20 protein-coding genes are annotated in these 16951 nt (G+C 58.8%); 13 read left to right on the top strand and 7 right to left on the bottom strand.

The window, feature by feature from the left end; genetic code table 11:
- Nucleotides 1-82: 82 nt before the first annotated feature.
- Nucleotides 83-1498, bottom strand: a complete 1416-nt coding sequence (locus tag LDK53_RS15310; RefSeq protein ID WP_225287506.1) for a PLP-dependent aminotransferase family protein — start codon at nt 1496-1498, stop codon at nt 83-85.
- A gap of 176 nt (nt 1499-1674) precedes the next feature.
- Between LDK53_RS15310 and LDK53_RS15315 the strand changes: the two genes are divergently transcribed.
- A complete protein-coding gene (locus tag LDK53_RS15315; protein WP_059386776.1) occupies nt 1675-1836 on the top strand; it encodes a DUF1127 domain-containing protein in 162 nt (53 codons plus the stop codon).
- Nucleotides 1837-1922: 86 nt separating this feature from the next.
- Here the strand turns inward: LDK53_RS15315 and LDK53_RS15320 are convergent, their stop codons facing one another.
- Nucleotides 1923-3311 carry a PLP-dependent aminotransferase family protein gene (locus LDK53_RS15320; RefSeq protein WP_225287507.1) on the bottom strand — a complete coding sequence of 463 codons (1389 nt, stop codon included), beginning with the start codon at nt 3309-3311 and terminating at the stop codon, nt 1923-1925.
- 102 nt (nt 3312-3413) lie between these two features.
- On the opposite strand from LDK53_RS15320, the gene LDK53_RS15325 reads away from it, so the two are divergent.
- Nucleotides 3414-3893, top strand: a complete 480-nt coding sequence (locus LDK53_RS15325; RefSeq protein ID WP_127729473.1) for a carboxymuconolactone decarboxylase family protein — start codon at nt 3414-3416, stop codon at nt 3891-3893.
- On the opposite strand, the gene LDK53_RS15330 is transcribed toward LDK53_RS15325, so the two are convergent.
- Nucleotides 3880-4782, bottom strand: a complete 903-nt coding sequence (locus LDK53_RS15330) for a LysR family transcriptional regulator (protein WP_225287508.1) — start codon at nt 4780-4782, stop codon at nt 3880-3882. The two genes, LDK53_RS15325 and LDK53_RS15330, sit on opposite strands and share 14 nt — an antisense overlap.
- A gap of 100 nt (nt 4783-4882) precedes the next feature.
- Between LDK53_RS15330 and LDK53_RS15335 the strand changes: the two genes are divergently transcribed.
- The 5 genes from LDK53_RS15335 (at nt 4883) to LDK53_RS15355 (ending at nt 8816) form a co-directional block, all read left to right on the top strand.
- On the top strand, nt 4883-6298 hold the full coding sequence (locus LDK53_RS15335) for an aldehyde dehydrogenase family protein (protein WP_225287509.1): 1416 nt from the start codon (nt 4883-4885) through the stop codon (nt 6296-6298).
- Between the two features lie 152 nt (nt 6299-6450).
- Entirely contained in the window at nt 6451-6774 is a 324-nt protein-coding gene (locus LDK53_RS15340; RefSeq protein WP_225287510.1) for an antibiotic biosynthesis monooxygenase family protein, read from the top strand.
- Entirely contained in the window at nt 6767-7162 is a 396-nt protein-coding gene (locus LDK53_RS15345) for an amino acid-binding protein (protein WP_225287511.1), read from the top strand. Before LDK53_RS15340 ends, LDK53_RS15345 begins: the two co-directional genes overlap by 8 nt.
- Nucleotides 7137-7832, top strand: a complete 696-nt coding sequence (locus LDK53_RS15350) for an ArsR/SmtB family transcription factor (protein WP_225287512.1) — start codon at nt 7137-7139, stop codon at nt 7830-7832. The genes LDK53_RS15345 and LDK53_RS15350 overlap by 26 nt, the downstream gene beginning before the upstream one ends.
- Before the next feature lie 180 nt (nt 7833-8012).
- Nucleotides 8013-8816: a DUF4225 domain-containing protein gene (locus tag LDK53_RS15355; RefSeq protein WP_225287513.1), complete on the top strand. Its 804-nt coding sequence runs from the start codon at nt 8013-8015 to the stop codon at nt 8814-8816.
- Here the strand turns inward: LDK53_RS15355 and LDK53_RS15360 are convergent.
- Nucleotides 8791-9120 carry a hypothetical protein gene (locus LDK53_RS15360; RefSeq protein ID WP_225287514.1) on the bottom strand — a complete coding sequence of 110 codons (330 nt, stop codon included), beginning with the start codon at nt 9118-9120 and terminating at the stop codon, nt 8791-8793. The two genes, LDK53_RS15355 and LDK53_RS15360, sit on opposite strands and share 26 nt — an antisense overlap.
- Nucleotides 9121-9393: 273 nt before the next feature.
- Between LDK53_RS15360 and LDK53_RS15365 the strand changes: the two genes are divergently transcribed.
- From LDK53_RS15365 to LDK53_RS15375, 3 genes are read left to right on the top strand one after another with little or no spacing between them, the layout of a single operon-like run.
- Nucleotides 9394-9864, top strand: a complete 471-nt coding sequence (locus LDK53_RS15365) for a MarR family winged helix-turn-helix transcriptional regulator (RefSeq protein WP_047957685.1) — start codon at nt 9394-9396, stop codon at nt 9862-9864.
- Nucleotides 9861-10928: an HlyD family secretion protein gene (locus LDK53_RS15370; protein WP_225287519.1), complete on the top strand. Its 1068-nt coding sequence runs from the start codon at nt 9861-9863 to the stop codon at nt 10926-10928. The genes LDK53_RS15365 and LDK53_RS15370 overlap by 4 nt, the downstream gene beginning before the upstream one ends.
- Nucleotides 10918-11994 carry a DUF2955 domain-containing protein gene (locus tag LDK53_RS15375; RefSeq protein WP_104557347.1) on the top strand — a complete coding sequence of 359 codons (1077 nt, stop codon included), beginning with the start codon at nt 10918-10920 and terminating at the stop codon, nt 11992-11994. The genes LDK53_RS15370 and LDK53_RS15375 overlap by 11 nt, the downstream gene beginning before the upstream one ends.
- Here LDK53_RS15375 and LDK53_RS15380 read toward each other — a convergent pair.
- Nucleotides 11991-13262 (bottom strand): DUF445 domain-containing protein, encoded by a 1272-nt coding sequence (locus tag LDK53_RS15380; RefSeq protein ID WP_021240620.1) that lies wholly within the window; start codon nt 13260-13262, stop codon nt 11991-11993. The two genes, LDK53_RS15375 and LDK53_RS15380, sit on opposite strands and share 4 nt — an antisense overlap.
- A 170-nt stretch (nt 13263-13432) precedes the next feature.
- Here LDK53_RS15380 and LDK53_RS15385 point away from each other — a divergent pair, with 170 nt between their 5' ends.
- Both LDK53_RS15385 and LDK53_RS15390 read left to right on the top strand, forming a co-directional pair.
- The gene (locus LDK53_RS15385) at nt 13433-13720 is read left to right on the top strand and encodes a BrnT family toxin (protein ID WP_045286441.1); all 288 of its coding nucleotides are present in this window, start codon (nt 13433-13435) and stop codon (nt 13718-13720) included.
- Nucleotides 13707-14009, top strand: coding sequence for a BrnA antitoxin family protein (locus tag LDK53_RS15390; protein WP_045286442.1), 303 nt, complete (start codon nt 13707-13709; stop codon nt 14007-14009). The genes LDK53_RS15385 and LDK53_RS15390 overlap by 14 nt, the downstream gene beginning before the upstream one ends.
- A gap of 31 nt (nt 14010-14040) precedes the next feature.
- On the opposite strand, the gene LDK53_RS15395 is transcribed toward LDK53_RS15390, so the two are convergent.
- Both LDK53_RS15395 and LDK53_RS15400 read right to left on the bottom strand, forming a co-directional pair.
- Nucleotides 14041-14679 (bottom strand): LysE family translocator, encoded by a 639-nt coding sequence (locus tag LDK53_RS15395; protein ID WP_225287515.1) that lies wholly within the window; start codon nt 14677-14679, stop codon nt 14041-14043.
- A 48-nt stretch (nt 14680-14727) separates the two neighbouring features.
- Nucleotides 14728-15471: a helix-turn-helix domain-containing protein gene (locus tag LDK53_RS15400; protein WP_225287516.1), complete on the bottom strand. Its 744-nt coding sequence runs from the start codon at nt 15469-15471 to the stop codon at nt 14728-14730.
- Nucleotides 15472-15620: 149 nt separating this feature from the next.
- Here LDK53_RS15400 and LDK53_RS15405 point away from each other — a divergent pair.
- Nucleotides 15621-16951, top strand: a 1331-nt coding sequence (locus LDK53_RS15405; RefSeq protein WP_225287517.1) for an NAD-dependent succinate-semialdehyde dehydrogenase, incomplete at its 3' end; no start/stop codon positions are given.

Genomic DNA, 16951 nt, shown 5'->3' on the forward strand with positions numbered 1-16951 from the left:
TTGCCCGGTGGCGCTGCGCTTACCGGGCCTACAACGGCAATAACGTAGGCCGGGTAAGGCGAAGCCGCCACCCGGCAAAACACTACTCCTCCATCGCAATCACAATCGCCTCGCCCATCTTCTTCAACGCCTCGCGATGCTTATCCGTTGGCGGCAGCGCCACGTTGATCCGCAGGCAGTTGCGGTACTTCCCGGAGGCGGAAAACAGCGACCCGGCCGCAGCCTGGATCTTCAGCCGACACAGCTGCTTGCTGACGCAGACCATATCCACGTTTTCCGGTAACTCAACCCATAGCAGGAAGCTCCCCTGCGGGCGCGTGACGCAAATCTCTGCCGGGAAATACTGTCGCACCCAGCAGGTGTAAGTTTCCATATTTTGCTGATAAATCTGGCGCATACGACGCACATGGCGATGATAATGGCCGTCGCGGATAAACGCCGCCACCGCCATCTGCGTGCCCGGCACATTAAACCCGCCCGCGGCGTATTTCATGTGCATCACCCGGTCGTAGTAGCGTCCCGGCACAATCCAGCCGACGCGCAGGCCCGGCGCCACGGTTTTGGTAAACGAGCTGCAGAGGATCACGCGACCGTCGATATCCATCGAATGAATGGTGCGCGGGCGCGGGTACTCGGCGGCCAGCTCGCCATAAATATCGTCCTCAACAATCACGATATCGTGCCGCTGGGCGAGGGCTAAGACCTGTTTTTTTCGTGCTTCCGGCATGATAAACCCGAGCGGGTTGTTGCAGTTGGGCACCAGAATCACCGCCTTGATTGGCCACTGCTCCAGCGCCAGCTCGAGCGCCTCGATGCTGATCCCGGTTTCAGAATCGGTGGGTATTTCAATCGCCTTGATGTCGAAGCCGCGCAGCATCTGCATGGTGCCGTGAAACGACGGTGACTCCACTGCCACGATATCCCCCGGTTTGCATACCGAGAGCAGGGCGATGGACAGCGCGCCGTGGCAGCCGTTGGTGATCACAATGTCACTTGCCGATACGGTGGAGCCGCTGTCCAGCATCAGGCGGGCAATCTGCTCGCGCAGCTCCAGGCGCCCGTCCAGCACGTCATAGCTCAGCATCTCGCCCGGGTTATGCTGCGCAATGCGGCTCATTTCGCGCCACAGGGGTTTCAGGCTCGGCTGGTTAATGTCCGGCGAACCGCCGCCGAAGGAGATCATCTCTTTGTCGGCGCGGGCATCCAGCAGCATCATCACCTCGTCCCACTGGGTGACGTCCACCGGGCGCTGCACCGGGCGGGTCATCGCCGGGACGGGCGGCTGGGCCTTGCGCGGCGAGACAAAATAGCCGGAGCGCGGCTGAGGGGTGATCAGCTGGAGGTTTTCGAGGATCTGATAGGCCTGCTGTATGGTGCTGATACTTACGCCGTGTTCCTGGCTCAGCGCGCGTACCGACGGCAGACGTTCGCCGCTGCGATACAGCCCTTGTTCAATGCGTTCTGCCAGTAGATTGGCCAGATGTTGGTAGCGCGTCATGCTGTATCCTTTGTTTTCACCATACAGATTGTTAAACCAGTACAGATTGATGGGCTAAACGCCATGCAGATACCGTTTTAACGGATCTGTATGGTAAACAAAAGCAGTTTTTGAATCTGTATTGTACAGGCCGTTTTCCATGATGATAAGCCCACTGGCACAGCGAGGAGAGCATCATGGAATTCTACGAAAATCGTTCAAAACGTCCGTTTATTGTGTTTGTCTGGATCGCGAAAACGCTGCGTAACTGGTATCGCATCAACCGTACCCGTCGCATTCTGAGCCAGATGAGCGACGAGCAGCTCAAGGACGTTGGGTTGTCGCGTAATGATGTGTGATCCACGTCGTCGCCGGGTGGCGGCTGCGCCTTACCGGGCCTACTCGATCCCGTAGGCCCGGTAAGCGTAGCGCCACCGGGCGATTTTCAGCGCAACAGCTCAAGCGTCTGCCGTTTCGGCCTTTCCAGCAAATCCAGCGCCTCCTGATACGACCGCACGTTGTTATAGCCCATCACCAGCCCGTAGCGTTTGCCCGACCCGCGATACCACTCCGAAAGCGCATTAACCTGCAGCTGCTGTTCCTGCCAGCAGCGCGCCACGTCCTGGTCAGCGCTTCCTCTGGTGAGAAATGCCACGATATGCATCCCGCCATCGTTTTGCTCGGTGAAAAACAGATCGCCATACACCTCGCGCAGGGCGGCAATCATCCACTCCCGGCGGGTCTGATACAGGGCGCGCATCTTCTTCAGATGCCGGAAAAAATGGCCTTCATTGAGAAAGGTGGTGAGGATTTTTTGCGTCAGCACCGGCTGGCCGCTGGTGGTAATGTCCGCGCAGTCGGTAAAGGCCCCGATGGTGCTGGCGGGCATCACCACGTAGCCCATGCGTAGCGATGGCATAATGGTTTTACTGAAGGTGCCCATAAAGATCACCCGGTCGTGCCGATCGAGGCTTTTCAGCGACGGCAGTACCTTGCGGGTGTAGTGAAACTCCCCGTCGTAATCGTCTTCGATAATCCATGCGTCGTTCTGGCTGGCCCAGTCGAGCAACTGCTGTTTACGCGGCAGGGAGAGCGTGACCGCCAGCGGACTCTGGTGCGACGGGGTCACGATGGCAAAACGGGCGTCGCGATGGTGACGGAGCAGGTATTCCGTGTCGATGCCGTTGCGGTCGACCGGCACGGTGTGCAGGCGCGGCACGATCCGCTTGAGCAACTGCTGCCCCATAAAATAGCCCGGATCTTCAAACACCACCTTGTCGCTGCGGCTGGCAAGGGTGTCGAGGATCAGGCGCAGGCTGCCGCTGTAGCCGCTGGTGATCAGCACCTGTTCGGCAGTGCAGGACAATCCGCGTGAGATGTTGAGATAGCGGGCGATGGCCTGACGCAGCGGATACCAGCCCAGCATCGGCGGGTTGAGCATCTCCTCCTGGCGCATGGAACGCGTCGCCTGGCCTGCCAGCAGCAGCCACTTTTTATAGGGGAAGCTGTCGAGGGAGGGGATGCCGGGACGCAGAAATCCTGCCCGCTCGCGCTGGCTGATAAGCGAGGCCGGAAGCGTGCCGGTGGCCTGTTCCGTCGGCGCAGGAGTGGCCGGCAGCAGGAGGTCCGGGTTGACCCGCGTGCCGCGCGCGCCCTGGCTTACCAGATACCCTTCCCCCGTCAGAATGGCATACGCCGTTTCGACGGTTTTACGCGCCACCTTCAGCTCTTCCGCCAGCACGCGGATGGCAGGCACCTTATCGCCCGGCTTCAGCACGCCGCGCGTGATGTTATCGCGATAGCGGGAATAAATCTCGTGATAGCCCGGCTTCATGTCCTACCTCATTTCACGTTTTTTGTGTCTTTTTACTATGTCATGAACGGCGTAGATTTGCCTCATCGCATCACACATACCGTGTAAATCAGAGGAAAGACCATGAGCACTCGCGTCAACCATCACAAAGTCACACCTGCCCTCGCTAACGCGCTGTCTGCCCTGAGCATGGAGGTGGCGAAAACCTCCATCGACCCGGCGCTGAAGCATCTGATCGACATTCGCGTGTCGCAGCTGAACGGCTGTACGTTCTGCCTGGATATGCACTCGAAAGAGGCGAAAATCGCCGGCGAGCGCGAGCTGCGCCTCTACCATCTGGCGGCATGGCGCGAGTCCCCGCTGTTCAGCGCCCGTGAAAAAGCGGCGCTGGCCTTCACCGAAGCGCTGACCCAAATCAGCGTTCACGGCGTGAGCGATGCGCTCTACCGCAGCGTGGCGGAGCACTTCTCAGATGTAGAGATTTCAGAGCTGAACTTCGCCATCGTGGCGATCAACGCCTGGAACCGTCTGGGGATCACCTCCCGCATGGCGCCGGGCGCGCTGGACGCGGCTTACGGGCTGAACAAGGCTAACCTGGAATAATTCCGCGCTCGCGGATCATCGCCACCAGCGCCCGCAGCCCCGGCGGGACGTGGCGATGGCCAGGATAGTACAGGCGCAGCCCGGCAAACGGCTGTGCCCAGTCGTTTAAGACGCTCACCAGCTCCCCGCTTTTCAGCTCTTCCTGAATATAGAGTTCCGGTAAAAAACCGACCCCTAGCCCCGCTTTCACGGCGCGGATCGAGGCGAAGAGATCGGAGGTGGCAAAGCGCGGCGGCACGGCCAGCGCGTACGTTTCACCCCGACGGGCCAGCTCCCAGCGGTAGATCCCGCCGTGGGCCATACGCATGCCGATCCCCTGGTGCTGCAGCAGATCGTCCGGCGTCTCGGGTATGCCGTGACGGGCGAAGTAGTCCGGCGTGGCGGTGACAAGCTGGCGGATCTCGCCGGTCAGCGGCACGGCGATCATGTCCTGCGGGACGGACTCTTCAAGGCGGATCCCGGCGTCATAGCCTTCCGCAACGATGTCGATCATCCTCGCTTCGCTCACCGTTTCCACGCGCATTTTCGGGTAGCGGATCATGAAGTCGATCAGCAGCTGGTCCAGAAACAGGGCGCCGATATGGTTCGGCACGTTGAGGCGCAGCGTGCCGGCAGGTTCCCCGGTGTCGCTGTGGATCTCTTCCCCGGCGAGACGGATCTCCTGCAGGGCCGGACCAATTCGCGCCACATAGCGCTGCCCGGCGTCGGTGAGGGCCACGCTGCGGGTGGTGCGGTTAAAAAGGCGCGTCTCAAGGCGGCTCTCCAGCCCGGCGATGGCGTTGCTTACCGCGGTGGCGGACATCCCCAGCTCCTGCGCCGCGCCGCGAAAGCTGCCGCGCCGCACCACCGCCATCACCACTTCCAGCTCTGTCAGACCTGAACGATGCATAGATTATCCTGAAAATCGAAACAACCCTTGCAGCATAGCGTGGATTATCGCAACGGAGAAGCCGTGCCAGACTGGACCCACACAACCTGAGGAGGATGATATGCACATCATCGAACAGATCTTTATCAACGGCGAGTTTGTTACCCCGCACGGTACCGAACGTTTTGACTTGTACAACCCGGCAACGGCGCAGGTTATGGGTCAGGTTCGCCTGGCGGATGAGGTTGACGCCGAACGCGCTATCGCGGCGGCGAAAGCGGCGTTTCCGGCGTGGTCCCGGACCACAAAGCAGACGCGCATCGACGCGCTGAAGCGGATGCACGCCGCCGTGGCTGCCCGTCACGATGCGCTGCTGGACGCCATTGTCGAGGAGTACGGCGCGCCGGCTTCGCGCTCGGCGTGGATGGCAAGCTACCCGGCGGAGGTGATTGCTCAGGCCATTGCGGCACTGGAGGCGTTTGAGTTTGTCAGCACCGCAGGTGCCGCAACGGTACAGATGACACCGCTTGGCGTGGCCGGGCTGATCACGCCGTGGAACAGCGATGCGGGGTTTATCTGCGGCAAACTGGCGGCCGCGCTCGCCGCGGGCTGCACGGCGGTGATCAAGCCGAGCGAAATGAGCGCCCTGCAAACGCAGATCGTTACCGAAGCGCTGCGCGATGCTGAATTGCCGCCGGGGGTGTTTAATATCGTCACCGGGCGCGGCGAGACGGTGGGCGAAACCCTCAGCCGTCATCCGGACGTAGCGAAGATCTCGTTTACCGGTTCGACCCTTACCGGCAAGGCGATCCTGCGTAACGCGGCGGAAAGCTTTAAGCGCGTGACGCTGGAGTTAGGCGGTAAATCGCCGACGATCCTGCTGGAGGATGTGGATCTGGCGCAGGCCGTCCCGCTGGTGATTCAGGCCGGATTTATGAACAGCGGGCAGGCGTGCGTGGCCGGGACGCGCATTCTGGTGCCGCAGTCACGCAAGACAGAAATGGAAGCCGCGCTGGCGCAGGCCGTGGCGGCGGTGAAATCCGGCGACCCGCGCAATAGCGCGACAGAGGTTGGCCCGATGGTCAGCGAGAAGCAGTGGCAGCGGGTACAGGGGTACATCCGCAAAGGGATCGAAGAGGGGGCACGCCTGCTGGCGGGCGGCGAAGGGCGGCCGGACGGGACGCGGGACGGCTGGTTCGTGCGTCCGACGCTGTTTGCCAACGTGAACAACCGGATGACCATTGCCCGTGACGAGATTTTTGGCCCGGTGCTGTGCGTGATCCCTTATCAGGACGAGGCGGAGGCTGTCGCCATCGCCAATGATACCGAGTACGGCCTGAGCGCGATGGTGCTGGGCCGTGATGAAGAGCGGGCCCATCGCGTGGCGCAGCAGATTGTCTCCGGCCGCGTGCTGGTGAACACTCTGGCGCATGAGCCGAAAGCGCCGTTTGGCGGGTTCAAACACTCCGGCGTAGGGCGCGAGATGGGCGAGTGGGGGATCCGGGCGTTTATGGAGCCGCGGTCGATTGTGAGCTAAAACCCGCCCGGTGGCGCTACGCTTACCGGGCCTACATGCGCCCGTAGGCCGGATAAGCGCAGCGCCATCCGGCACAACATTTCGCTTCTTGCCGAAGCATTGCGTTTTTCCCTCCTGCATTCTCTCCCCAACATCACAACGGAGAGAAAACCATGATCGCAGTCCTTTTTGAAGCCAAAGCCGAGCCCGCTCATCAGGCGCGCTACCTGCAGCTGGCCGCCGAACTGAAGCCGCTGCTGGCGGAGATTGACGGCTTTATTGATATCGAACGTTTTCAGAGCCTGACCACCGAGGGCAAAATCCTGTCTCTTTCCTGGTGGCGGGATGAAGAGGCTGTCCGCCGCTGGAAGCAGAACGTCTTTCACCAGGCGGCGCAGGCCGAAGGGCGGGAGTCGATTTTTGCGTACTACCGCATTCGGGTGGCGCAGGTCGTGCGGGAATATACCTCTGAAACCGGAGGGCATGCCGATGTATGACGTTCATGTCAATTTCCGTGATATCCCGGGTGAACTGGCGCGTTTTGGACAGCTTCTGGGCCGCAACGGCGTTGGGCTGGAGGGCGGTGGCGTATTCGGTACGGAAGCCCATTTCCTGGTGGAAGATGGGGAGAAAGCGCGACGCGTGCTGCTTGACGCCGGGTTTACCGTACTGGCGGTGCGAAAGCCGGTGATCAGAAAGCTCAAGCAGGCGCGCCCCGGAGAGCTGGGCGAGATCGCGGCGGCCCTGGCGGCAGGCGGTGTGTCTATCCTGACTCAGTACAGCGACCATGCGAATCACCTTATTCTGCTGACGGATGATGATAAGCTGGCCGCAGAGATCACCGAACCCTGGGCGACCCATGTTAAAGACGAGCTTACCCCCTGATAACAGCGCGGCGCTGGAGCAGGCCATTGCCGCGGTGGCCGCTGCAATGGCCGATCCGTCGCGCGTGAAAATGCTCTGCGCGCTGATGGACGGGCGGGCGTGGACCGCCACCGAACTGAGCGCGGCGGCAGAGGTTGCGCCATCGACCGCCAGCGGGCATCTCGCCCGGCTGGTGGAAGGAAAGCTGATCACCTGCCTGTCGCAAGGGCGGCATCGCTATTATCGCCTTGCCGGACCCGACGTCGCGGCGCTGGTGGAGCAGATGATGGGGCTCTCCTGGAGCCGCATCACGCCGCCGGAAACCTCCGCGCCAGAAGCCCTGCGTGAAGCCCGAACCTGCTACGACCATCTTGCCGGTACGGTGGCGGTGCAGATCTATGATTTTATGCAGGAGGAAGGCTGGCTGGAGGCAGACGGTTCCGCGCTGACGCTGTATGGCCGGGAGCAGTTTCTGAAGCTTGGCATTCCGTTACGCGCTCATTCCCGTCGCAAGGCCTGCTGCGCCTGCCTGGACTGGAGCGAGCGGCGGTTTCACCTGGGAGGTGAGGCCGGCGCGGTGCTGCTTGTTTATCTGGAAAGTAAAGGCTGGATCCAGCGGGTGGCGGGGTACAGAGAGGTGGTGGTGACGGCGTCGGGGAAGGCCGCCATTTCCCGACATTTTAGCAGTTAAATTCCGCTGCGGGCTGATGCTCTTATCCCCATCCTCTCCCTCAGGGCTGGTGTACCCCCTATTGCTGCAGGTAAGCCTGTTCCAAAAACAGGCTTTCTGTACAATAGATCTCTATCCCCAAACTGACCTGAGCTGGTCGGTTAAGGAATATTCGTCCTGACTACAGAAAAGGAATATGCAATGGATATCGCTCTTTTTCCTGGGCAGAGTCGGCGCCAGTGGGCTGATACGATGATCAATCTGGAAGCCCGAAAGCTTGTGAATACTGCAAATACCGTCGCGGCCATGCACCTCAGTGATTCACTGACCCGTCTGAAATTCGTGGATGAAATAAGACAGGTTGTCATACAACAGTTTGACGCGGCGAGGAGAGCAAAGAGCGATGAAGAATGCATTACCTGCCTGAAAAAACTAAGGGCTGAGAATGAGTTCCTGCTTGAACAGTCGCGCATGTTGAAAACCGGTTATGCCCGAATCTACACTGAAATTCAGTATGTAACAGAGCAGAATAAAATTGTTGGATACTTCATATCTGGGATTAAGGTCGTTCTCGCCGGCGTTCAGGCTGTGTTTGGCGGTGTTATGATCGCAACGATGACGCCTGCTGGTATGCTTGCCGGTGCCGTTCTGGTCGGTGATGCCCTTAATACGGTATCACGGGAGGCAGCCCGTCAGTTCCTGAATGAACCTGCTTCAGAGGGGATCCTGGCGGACGGCGCCATGTCCGTAGCGGAATTTATGGGCTTCAGCCGCGATGTCGGCCTGGGGATCTTTAATGCAACCACGCTTGCAGCCAACGTTTATGGTGTGTTTGGTCTGACTGGGAAAGCTGAGGCCTGGCGTCTTTTCCGTTATCTTCCCGGAGACTATTACCGCATGGTGGAAACCCTTTCTCCGGGCAAACTGACGATGAAGGTTCTGGGATGGGGGGTCAGTGCGAAGGTGATACTGGAACTCCTTACCCGTGACGACCGGAGTCGCTGATATGTGATCTCATCAGCTTCCATGATTTATAGCCAAGTCTGACCGGCATCACCAGAAGCAGCACAATCAACAGAAAGACGACGGCAACCACACAGGAGATAACATGGCTGGGGCTGCCAAAGATCACGGTAAGCAGGGTGACTATGGCCATCCCGCCGGTGATCCAGACTACCGACAGGAAATAGCCGGCCAGATCCTTCAGAACCTTTTCCTGCGAGTCCCCAGTCGCCTGGTGACGTTTGATCCTCTCGATATCCTTACTGGTGAATCCTGCCGCGATCAGTTCCTGGTTTTTCACTGTCATTCACGTCTCCTTTAACCTGATAAAAAGAATACACTATTTAGAAGTTCCGTTCCTTCCTGCTTTTGTCTTCACCTGTCTGGATTATTGTCCCGTTGCCGTTAAATGATGTGGCTGGCAGAAGACGTTATCCGGCATGACCCTATTTCTGGGGATCCCTCAGCCCATAGGGAGAGTGAGAATATCGTTTTCGCAATTCCTGCGCTTTTACCTCTCGTTTCTTGATACTTACCCTGATAACTATTATCGTGGCTGCGTGTTTCGAGAGGTTTCCCCATGAGTGAAGAAGAACTGTTCTGCCGCAGGCCGATGGGCATGCGGATGGCGATGATCGTGCGCCAGTGGCGTGCCGTCATCGACGACGCCATTCTCGATACCGGGTTAACCCAGTCGAGCTGGACGGTGATGATGCAGCTGCATCAACTTGGGGATAACGTCTCGGTGAGTGAGCTTGCGGAGGTGCAGGGCATTGAGCTGCCACCGCTGATGCGCACTCTGACACAGCTGGAAAAGCAGGGTTACCTGTTGCGCACCACATCGCCTTATGACAAGCGCATCCGGCTTCTGACGCTGACGCCTGAGGGAAAAGCTGTCCTTCAAAGGCTCACCCAGGTCATTGAGACGCTTCAGACGCGCGTATCGCAAAACATCGCGCCGGAACATCTCGATATTTTCAGCGCCACCCTGAATCAAATCGCCTGCAATTTGCGGACAATCCGCGAAGAAGATAACAAGACCGAAAAATAATGACTCCTGAACAAAAGTTTGCCCGCTGGGTAAGGGTGAGTATTGCCTCTTTCCTGCTGATGTTTGTCTACTTTGTCGTCGCGGATATCTGGATCCCGCTGACGCCGGACTCCACCGTGATGCGCGTGGTGACGCCGGTGTCTCCGCGCGTGTCCGGCTATGTGGCGGCCGTGCATGTGCACAACAACAGCCAGGTGAAGCGGGGCGATCTGCTGTTTGAACTCGACGACACACCGTTTCGCAATAAAGTGGAAGCAGCGCAAATCGCGCTCGAGCAGGCTCGCCTGTCCAACGAACAGCTGGACGCGCAGATCGCCGCCGCGCAGGCCAGCCTGAAGACCGCGGTTCTGATCGCGCGTAACGACAAAGTGACCTTCGATCGCTACCAGAAGCTGAGTACGTTACAGAACGTCTCGCAGGCGGATCTGGATAAGGTCCGCACGACCTGGCAGAGCAGCGAGCAGTCCGTCAGCACGATTCAGGCCAACATCCGGAACCTGCGCATCCAGCGTGGCGAGCGGGATGAGCAGCACAACGTGACGCTGCAAAAATACCGTAACGCGCTCGATGACGCGGAGCTGAACCTCGGCTGGACGAAGGTTTACGCCCAGGCAGACGGCACGGTCAGTAACCTGCAGTTAAGCCCCGGCTTTTATGCCTCCTCCGGCTCGGCCGCGCTGGCGCTGGTGAACAACCAGACCGATATCGTGGCTGATTTCCGTGAAAAAAGCCTGCGTCATACCCATCAGGGCACCGATGCTGCGGTGGTGTTTGACGCCTTCCCGGGGCATGTTTTCCGCGCCCACGTGACCAGCAGCGATGCGGGGATCCTCGCCGGTCAGGAGGCCGTTAATGGCCAGCTTTCCGAGCCGGAAACCTCTAACCGCTGGGTACGTGACGCCCAGCGGATGCGCATTCACGTGACGCTGGATGAGCCGCTGCCGAAGCATCTGCCGACCGGTGCGCGGGCGACCGTGCAGCTTTACAACAGCGAAGGGCCGTTTGCGCGCTTCTTCTCCGGGATGCAAATCCACCTGGTGAGCCTGCTGCACTATGTCTATTAATACGCTGGCGCGGGTCTTTACCCCGCACGGCAACATCGTCTATACGGCAAATGACTTTCGCCAGACCCTGCGCATCGTCTTTGCCGGGATGATTGCGCTCAGCATCTCCAGCTTTTACAACACCAGCTACGGCGTCTTTTTCGTGGTCTACCCGATCATGTTGCTTTCGCTGGTCCCGGTGTTTAACCGCCACGTGGCGAAGCAGTTTATCTTCAGCGCGTCGCTGAACTGCGTGGAAATGGTGATTATTATCGGCTATCTGTCGCAATGGCCGGTGATCATGACGCTGGTGGTGTTTGCCCTGTACGTGATGCGTTTTCGCTTTATGAGCAAGGGGCCGCTGTTTCTGTTCGGGTCCATGGGTGTGGTGTGCCAGAGCGTGATGCTCAATTTCATGAGCTACCCCACCACCAACTGGCACACGCTGCTGTTTTCCAACATTGAAGCCAGCGTGATGGCGGTGTGCCTGAGCGCGCTGATGAACTATCTTCTGCCGGACGTTGAGCCGCGCAAGCCGCCGCCGCTGATCGAGAAAGACGACGCCCGCGTACGCCACGAGTCGCTGCTCTCCGGTACCGTCGCGACGCTGATTTTCGTTGTTTTTCAGATTAGCGATTTAAGCGATTCGCTCTCGGCGCTGATGGCGGGGATTTTGATTCTGTTCCCGATGCACTATCGCGGCGCGGTGATGAGCTCCATCTGGCGCGTGGTCGGCGTGGTGCTGGGTTGCCTCTATATTTTGGTCGTCCAGCTTATCCTCTACGACCACAGTAGCCATATGCTGCTGATGATGCCGCTGATCGGCCTTGGGCTGGCGTTTGGCGCGCGCCTGCACGTAATGGAGAAAGTCGGGGCCGGCGTGGGGTTCTCCAGCATCACCACCATCGGCATTATGTTCGGGCAGAACATGCACCCGGACAGCGACCTGGTGTTCAGCGATCTCTATCGCATCACTTCCGTAACGTTTTCGCTGGTGGCGACGCTGACGATGGTGTTTCTGGTGCATGTGATCCTGAACCGCTTCCAGGCGACGCGCTATATCATCGCGCCACCCAACGCGGATTAATGTCCCAGCACGGCGGGCAGTTGCGAGAGTAAAAACAGGATCAGGCCAATCGTCCCGCCCACCAGCGTGCCGTTGACACGGATAAACTGCAGATCTTTGCCGATGTTGAGCTCAATCTGCCGGGACATGTCTTTGGCATCCCAGCTTTTGACCGTGTCGCTGATGTGGCGGGTCAGGAACGCCGCGAAATCCGGCGCGAGACGATGCGCGGCCTGCTCCAGATGCTCGTTCAGCGACGCCCGCAGGCTGGCGTCGTTTGTCAGCGTTTCGCCAAACCACAGCCCGGCGTTAGCGATGCGCTGCTTCACGCGAGAGTCCTCACTCTGCATATCCGCCTTCAGCCACTGGCGCAGGTCGGCCCACATCTCGCCCAGATAGCGGTTAAACGCCTCGTCATTCTTCAGGTAGTGCTTGATGTTGTCGGCTTTTGCCGCCATCTCCGGGTCGTTTTTCAGGTTGTCGATAAGCTTCAGCGTGGCGCGATCGAACGCCTGGCGTATCTGGTGCGTGCGGTCGTGGCTGATGTCGTCCAGCAGCGTGTTCACTGCGTTCGACACCATCTCCGCACTCTGATCGCCCAGCCACTCGGTGGGCAGCACCATCGCCTTGCGGGGATGCTCGGTCTTCAGCCAGTGGACAATCTGGTCGGCAATAAAGTCCCGCGTGCTTTCCCGCTGAATCAGGGTAATCAGGCGGTTGATGATGGCATCCAGCAGCACCTGGTGACGGTTGTTTTTGGTCATGCTCTCCAGCATCACGGCGCTGGTTTCGGTGAAGTCGACCTTGTCGATGGCCTTATGCACCGCGCGTTTGAGCAGGCGCTGGATGCGTCCATCATCGGTCAGTTCAAGAAAACCGCTCATCACCTGCATCAGATGCAGCCCGACGCGCTGGGCGTTGTCGGGCTTGCTGAACCAGGCACCGATCATCTGTGCGGGTTCATAGCGGCGAATCAACGCCACCAGCGACTGGGTATCCAGAAACTTCTCCTGCACGAACTGGCCAAGATTGTCGCCGATCCGATCTTTATTGCGCGGGATGATCGCCGTATGGCGCGAAATAAACGGAATGGGCACCCGGCGGAACAGTGCGACCACGGCAAACCAGTCTGCCAGCGCGCCGACCATCGCCGCCTCGGCAATGGCCTTCACGCCGCGCACCCAGAAGGTCTGCGGCAGGAACAGGGTGGTGATAAACGCCGCGGCGGCAACCAGCAGCAGCGACAACGCCAGCAGCTTGGCGCGTTTGAGTTCAGCTATTTTTTCCATGGGTTAAGGATAGAGGGAGACGGGAGAAAAGTGCAAAGCAGGAGAAGGACCTCCGCATTTCAGTTTCTGGAATGCGCCTTCAGAAAGTGAAATTGAATGATGTCGACCGGTTCAATTTATGAACGTTTTGTATATGCTTTTTTGTATATACAATAAAGGAAGGGTACACTATGCCAACGGAGTTTGAATGGGATACCAACAAAGCGAAAAGCAATCTCATTAAGCATGGGATCCGCTTTGAAGAGGCTGTTCTGGTGTTTGACGATCCTTATCATTTATCTTTGCAGGATCGTCATGAAAATGGAGAGTTCCGTTGGCAGACCATTGGCCTTGTACATGGTCTAATTGTCATTATGGTCGCACACACGGTACGTTTTGAAAGTGGTGACGAAGTCATCCGTATCATTAGCGCACGAAAGGCGGACCGTAAAGAGAGGAGCCGTTATGAGCATCGTTAAACATAAACGCGGTACTGCGCCCGACGTAAGCGCTCGTCGTGAGGCTGAGCTCAAAGCATTAGCTGAAAGACCAGAAGCAGAGATTGATTACAGCGATATTCCTGCCACGGATGATGAACAGTGGGCGGCGGCTGTGCGCGGGAAATTCTTTCGACCACTCAAAACTCAGGCATCTGTACGTATAGACGCCGACGTGATGGAGTGGCTGAAACGGCCTGGAAAAGGTTATCAGACAAGGCTTAACGCTATTTTGCGCGAAGCGATGCTGCGCGACCAAAGTAAAAAATAGGTAAATGGCAGCTTTAGCGCTGCCTGCTGTGTCAGAGTACATTTTCCAGCAGCCGCCACAGCACCCATCCCCCAAACCCCATCAGCACCATCCCTGCCGTGCGCTCAATCCACCAGAGCGAACGGCTAAGCTTCTGTTGCACCGCGGGCAACCCCATCAGCGACACTAGCGCCAGATCCCATACCAGTACCACCATCACCATCCAGAGACCGCAGGCCGACTGCTGAAGCAGCGTGACGTCCGGCCCCAGCAGCGCCGTCATCAACGCCAGATAAAACAGCGCATTCTTCGGGTTAAGCAGCGCCGAGCCGAGCCCCAGCAGGACCTGCTTGCGCAGCGACGGGAAGCGCTGATGGGTTTCATTCAGCGCCAGCACTTGAGGGCGGCTGCGCACCAGATGCGAACCTGTCCACAGCAGGTACAGCGCCCCGCAAAGCTCGATAAACGTAAACAGCCACGCAAACTGGCGCAGCGCGCTCCAGCCGATAATCACCAGCAGGATGTACACCCCGTTGCCTGCGGCGATGCCGAAGCACAGCCCCGCGCTGCCGCGCAGTTGATAGCGCGCGGCGTAGCCCACCAGCAGGAAGAAATCCGGGCCCGGGCTTAGCAGGGCAACAAAATGCGCCAGTGCCAGGGCGAGAAAAGCGGGAGGGAATAACAGTTCCATAGCAACCTCAGTGTGAAAAGCTGAGGTCAGAATACGGGGCCGCAAAACCTATTTATTGTCGGATATTGATCGGCCCGTGGCGTACTGGCGCGGCGTGGCGGCGGTATAGCTGACAAAGGTCTTGTGAAAATGGCTCTGATCGGCAAACCCGCTCTGGTAGCCGACATCAGCAATATTATCCCCGGCGTGCAGCCGCGCTTTGGCGTACTCCACCCGGGAGATATTGAGGAAGCTGCCCGGCGTCAGGCCGGTGTCCTGCCTGAAGGTGCGGATCAGCGTCTCCTTGCGCAGCGAAAATCGTCGGGCGAGTTCATCAAGCGAAGGCGGTGCGGCCAGGTTGGCAAGAAACGCCTGCTGAACCTGCTGGCTGGTTGAGCGAAGCGTATCTGCGTTATCCGCACTGCGGGGAAGGGCAGAAAGCAGCGTCTCCACGGCGGCAGGAGACATCGTCTCCACAATAGCAAGGTAGTGCTTAAAGAGCGCAGGGTCGCGAATAACCTGGAATGCCACTGGCAGATCGGTGTCGATATACAGCATGTGATAGCTGCGCGGCTTGCCGGCGACGGGATTGCAGCTGTGCGGCGCAGAGGCCGGGATCACAATGAGCTCCCCGGGGTGAAGAATGTACTCTTTGCCATGACACACGCAGCAGGTCTGGCCTTCCACAATCGCGCCGATGGAGAGCTGAGGGTTACAGTGACGTTTGTACGCCTGCGTGCTCTGCCACGTGCTGCGCCGCTCAAGGCCTGAGACGCGGTGAAAAGTCTGGCGGATGTGTCGGGTATCGGTCATAGGCGCTCCTTCTGGAGGTTTTATACCACGGCCGCGAACTGTCGGGCAGCGCTTCATTAAGAACCCTCCGGATATACCGAACTTTACCTTCAGAACCAGTCATGTTGACTACCCTTAATACCCTAAGCGGTAAAACAAGGAGATTCGACATGGCTTATCAGACAGTAAATCCTGCCACTAACCAGCTCATCAAAGAATACCCCTCCCATACCGATGCGGATATTGAAGCGGCGCTGAAGGCGGCCGATGCGCTGTACCATTCAGAATGGGCGAAAGGCGACATCAGCCAGCGCCTGCCGGTGCTGCATAAGCTTGCTGACCTGATCGACGAGCGCACCGAGGAGCTGGCGAAAATCGCCAGCCAGGAGATGGGTAAGCTCATCGCACAGAGTCGCGGTGAGGTGAAGCTGTGCGCGCAGATTGCCCGCTATTACGCCGACAATGCAAAGCAGTTCCTGGCCCCGGTGAAGTACGATTCTGAGCTTGGGGAAGCGTGGGTGGAGCATCACCCTGTCGGCGTGCTGATGGCCGTTGAGCCGTGGAACTTCCCGTACTACCAGCTGATGCGCGTGCTGGCGCCAAACCTGGCGGCGGGTAACCCTGTGCTGGCTAAGCACGCCAGCATCGTGCCGCACTGTGCCGAGGCCTTTGCCCACCTGGTGCGCGAGGCGGGCGCGCCGGAAGGAGCATGGACCAACCTGTTTATCACTTCCGATCAGGTGGCGAACATCATCGCCGACGATCGCGTGCAGGGCGCGGCGCTAACTGGTTCCGAAAAAGCCGGCAGCGTGGTGGCCGCGCAGGCGGCGAAGCACATCAAGAAATCCACCCTTGAGCTGGGCGGCAACGATGTCTTCGTGGTGCTCGATGATGCGGACCTGGACAAAGCCGTGAAGATCGGTGTGAATGCGCGGCTCAACAACGCCGGGCAGGTCTGTACCGCGGCGAAGCGCTTTATCCTGCACGAGAAAATTGCAGATGCCTTCCTGAGCAAATTCACCGAGGCATTTAAGCAGGTGAAGATTGGCGATCCGCTGGACGAAAGCACCACGCTGGGCCCGCTGTCGTCTAAAGATGCGCTCGAAACGCTGACCAGACAGGTTAACGAGGCGGTGAAAAACGGTGCCACATTACACTACGGCGGCAAGCCGGTGCAGCGTGAGGGGTGCTTCTTCGAACCGACGATCCTGACGAATATCTCGCGCGATAACCCCGCGTACTTCGAGGAGTTCTTCGGCCCGGTGGCGCAGATGTATGTGGTGAAAAACGACGACGAGGCGGTCACGCTGGCGAATGACTCCCACTACGGCCTGGGCGGCGCGGTGTTCAGTCGTGATATTGAGCGCGCGAAGAACATGGCGTCGCGGATTGAGACCGGAATGGTATACATCAACTGGCTCACCGATACCGCGCCAGAGCTGCCGTTCGGCGGCGTGAAGCGCTCCGGCTACGGACGCGAGCTGTCGGATCTGGGAATCAA

Source organism: Enterobacter sp. K16B (assembly GCF_020216105.1).
Classification (GTDB): Bacteria; Pseudomonadota; Gammaproteobacteria; order Enterobacterales; family Enterobacteriaceae; genus Enterobacter; species Enterobacter sichuanensis.

Bases quoted from the DNA above. Each gene is read 5' to 3' on its own strand.
- LDK53_RS15380 (WP_021240620.1), bottom strand. From the start codon at position 13,262: ATGGAAAAAATAGCTGAACTCAAACGCGCCAAGCTGCTGGCGTTGTCG.
- LDK53_RS15335 (WP_225287509.1), top strand. From the start codon at position 4,883: ATGCACATCATCGAACAGATCTTTATCAACGGCGAGTTTGTTACCCCG.
- LDK53_RS15395 (WP_225287515.1), bottom strand. From the start codon at position 14,679: ATGGAACTGTTATTCCCTCCCGCTTTTCTCGCCCTGGCACTGGCGCAT.
- LDK53_RS15385 (WP_045286441.1), top strand. From the start codon at position 13,433: ATGCCAACGGAGTTTGAATGGGATACCAACAAAGCGAAAAGCAATCTC.
- LDK53_RS15315 (WP_059386776.1), top strand. From the start codon at position 1,675: ATGGAATTCTACGAAAATCGTTCAAAACGTCCGTTTATTGTGTTTGTC.
- LDK53_RS15375 (WP_104557347.1), top strand. From the start codon at position 10,918: ATGTCTATTAATACGCTGGCGCGGGTCTTTACCCCGCACGGCAACATC.
- LDK53_RS15310 (WP_225287506.1), bottom strand. From the start codon at position 1,498: ATGACGCGCTACCAACATCTGGCCAATCTACTGGCAGAACGCATTGAA.
- LDK53_RS15360 (WP_225287514.1), bottom strand. From the start codon at position 9,120: ATGACAGTGAAAAACCAGGAACTGATCGCGGCAGGATTCACCAGTAAG.
- LDK53_RS15340 (WP_225287510.1), top strand. From the start codon at position 6,451: ATGATCGCAGTCCTTTTTGAAGCCAAAGCCGAGCCCGCTCATCAGGCG.
- LDK53_RS15390 (WP_045286442.1), top strand. From the start codon at position 13,707: ATGAGCATCGTTAAACATAAACGCGGTACTGCGCCCGACGTAAGCGCT.
- LDK53_RS15330 (WP_225287508.1), bottom strand. From the start codon at position 4,782: ATGCATCGTTCAGGTCTGACAGAGCTGGAAGTGGTGATGGCGGTGGTG.
- LDK53_RS15365 (WP_047957685.1), top strand. From the start codon at position 9,394: ATGAGTGAAGAAGAACTGTTCTGCCGCAGGCCGATGGGCATGCGGATG.
- LDK53_RS15320 (WP_225287507.1), bottom strand. From the start codon at position 3,311: ATGAAGCCGGGCTATCACGAGATTTATTCCCGCTATCGCGATAACATC.
- LDK53_RS15325 (WP_127729473.1), top strand. From the start codon at position 3,414: ATGAGCACTCGCGTCAACCATCACAAAGTCACACCTGCCCTCGCTAAC.
- LDK53_RS15400 (WP_225287516.1), bottom strand. From the start codon at position 15,471: ATGACCGATACCCGACACATCCGCCAGACTTTTCACCGCGTCTCAGGC.
- LDK53_RS15350 (WP_225287512.1), top strand. From the start codon at position 7,137: ATGTTAAAGACGAGCTTACCCCCTGATAACAGCGCGGCGCTGGAGCAG.
- LDK53_RS15355 (WP_225287513.1), top strand. From the start codon at position 8,013: ATGGATATCGCTCTTTTTCCTGGGCAGAGTCGGCGCCAGTGGGCTGAT.
- LDK53_RS15345 (WP_225287511.1), top strand. From the start codon at position 6,767: ATGTATGACGTTCATGTCAATTTCCGTGATATCCCGGGTGAACTGGCG.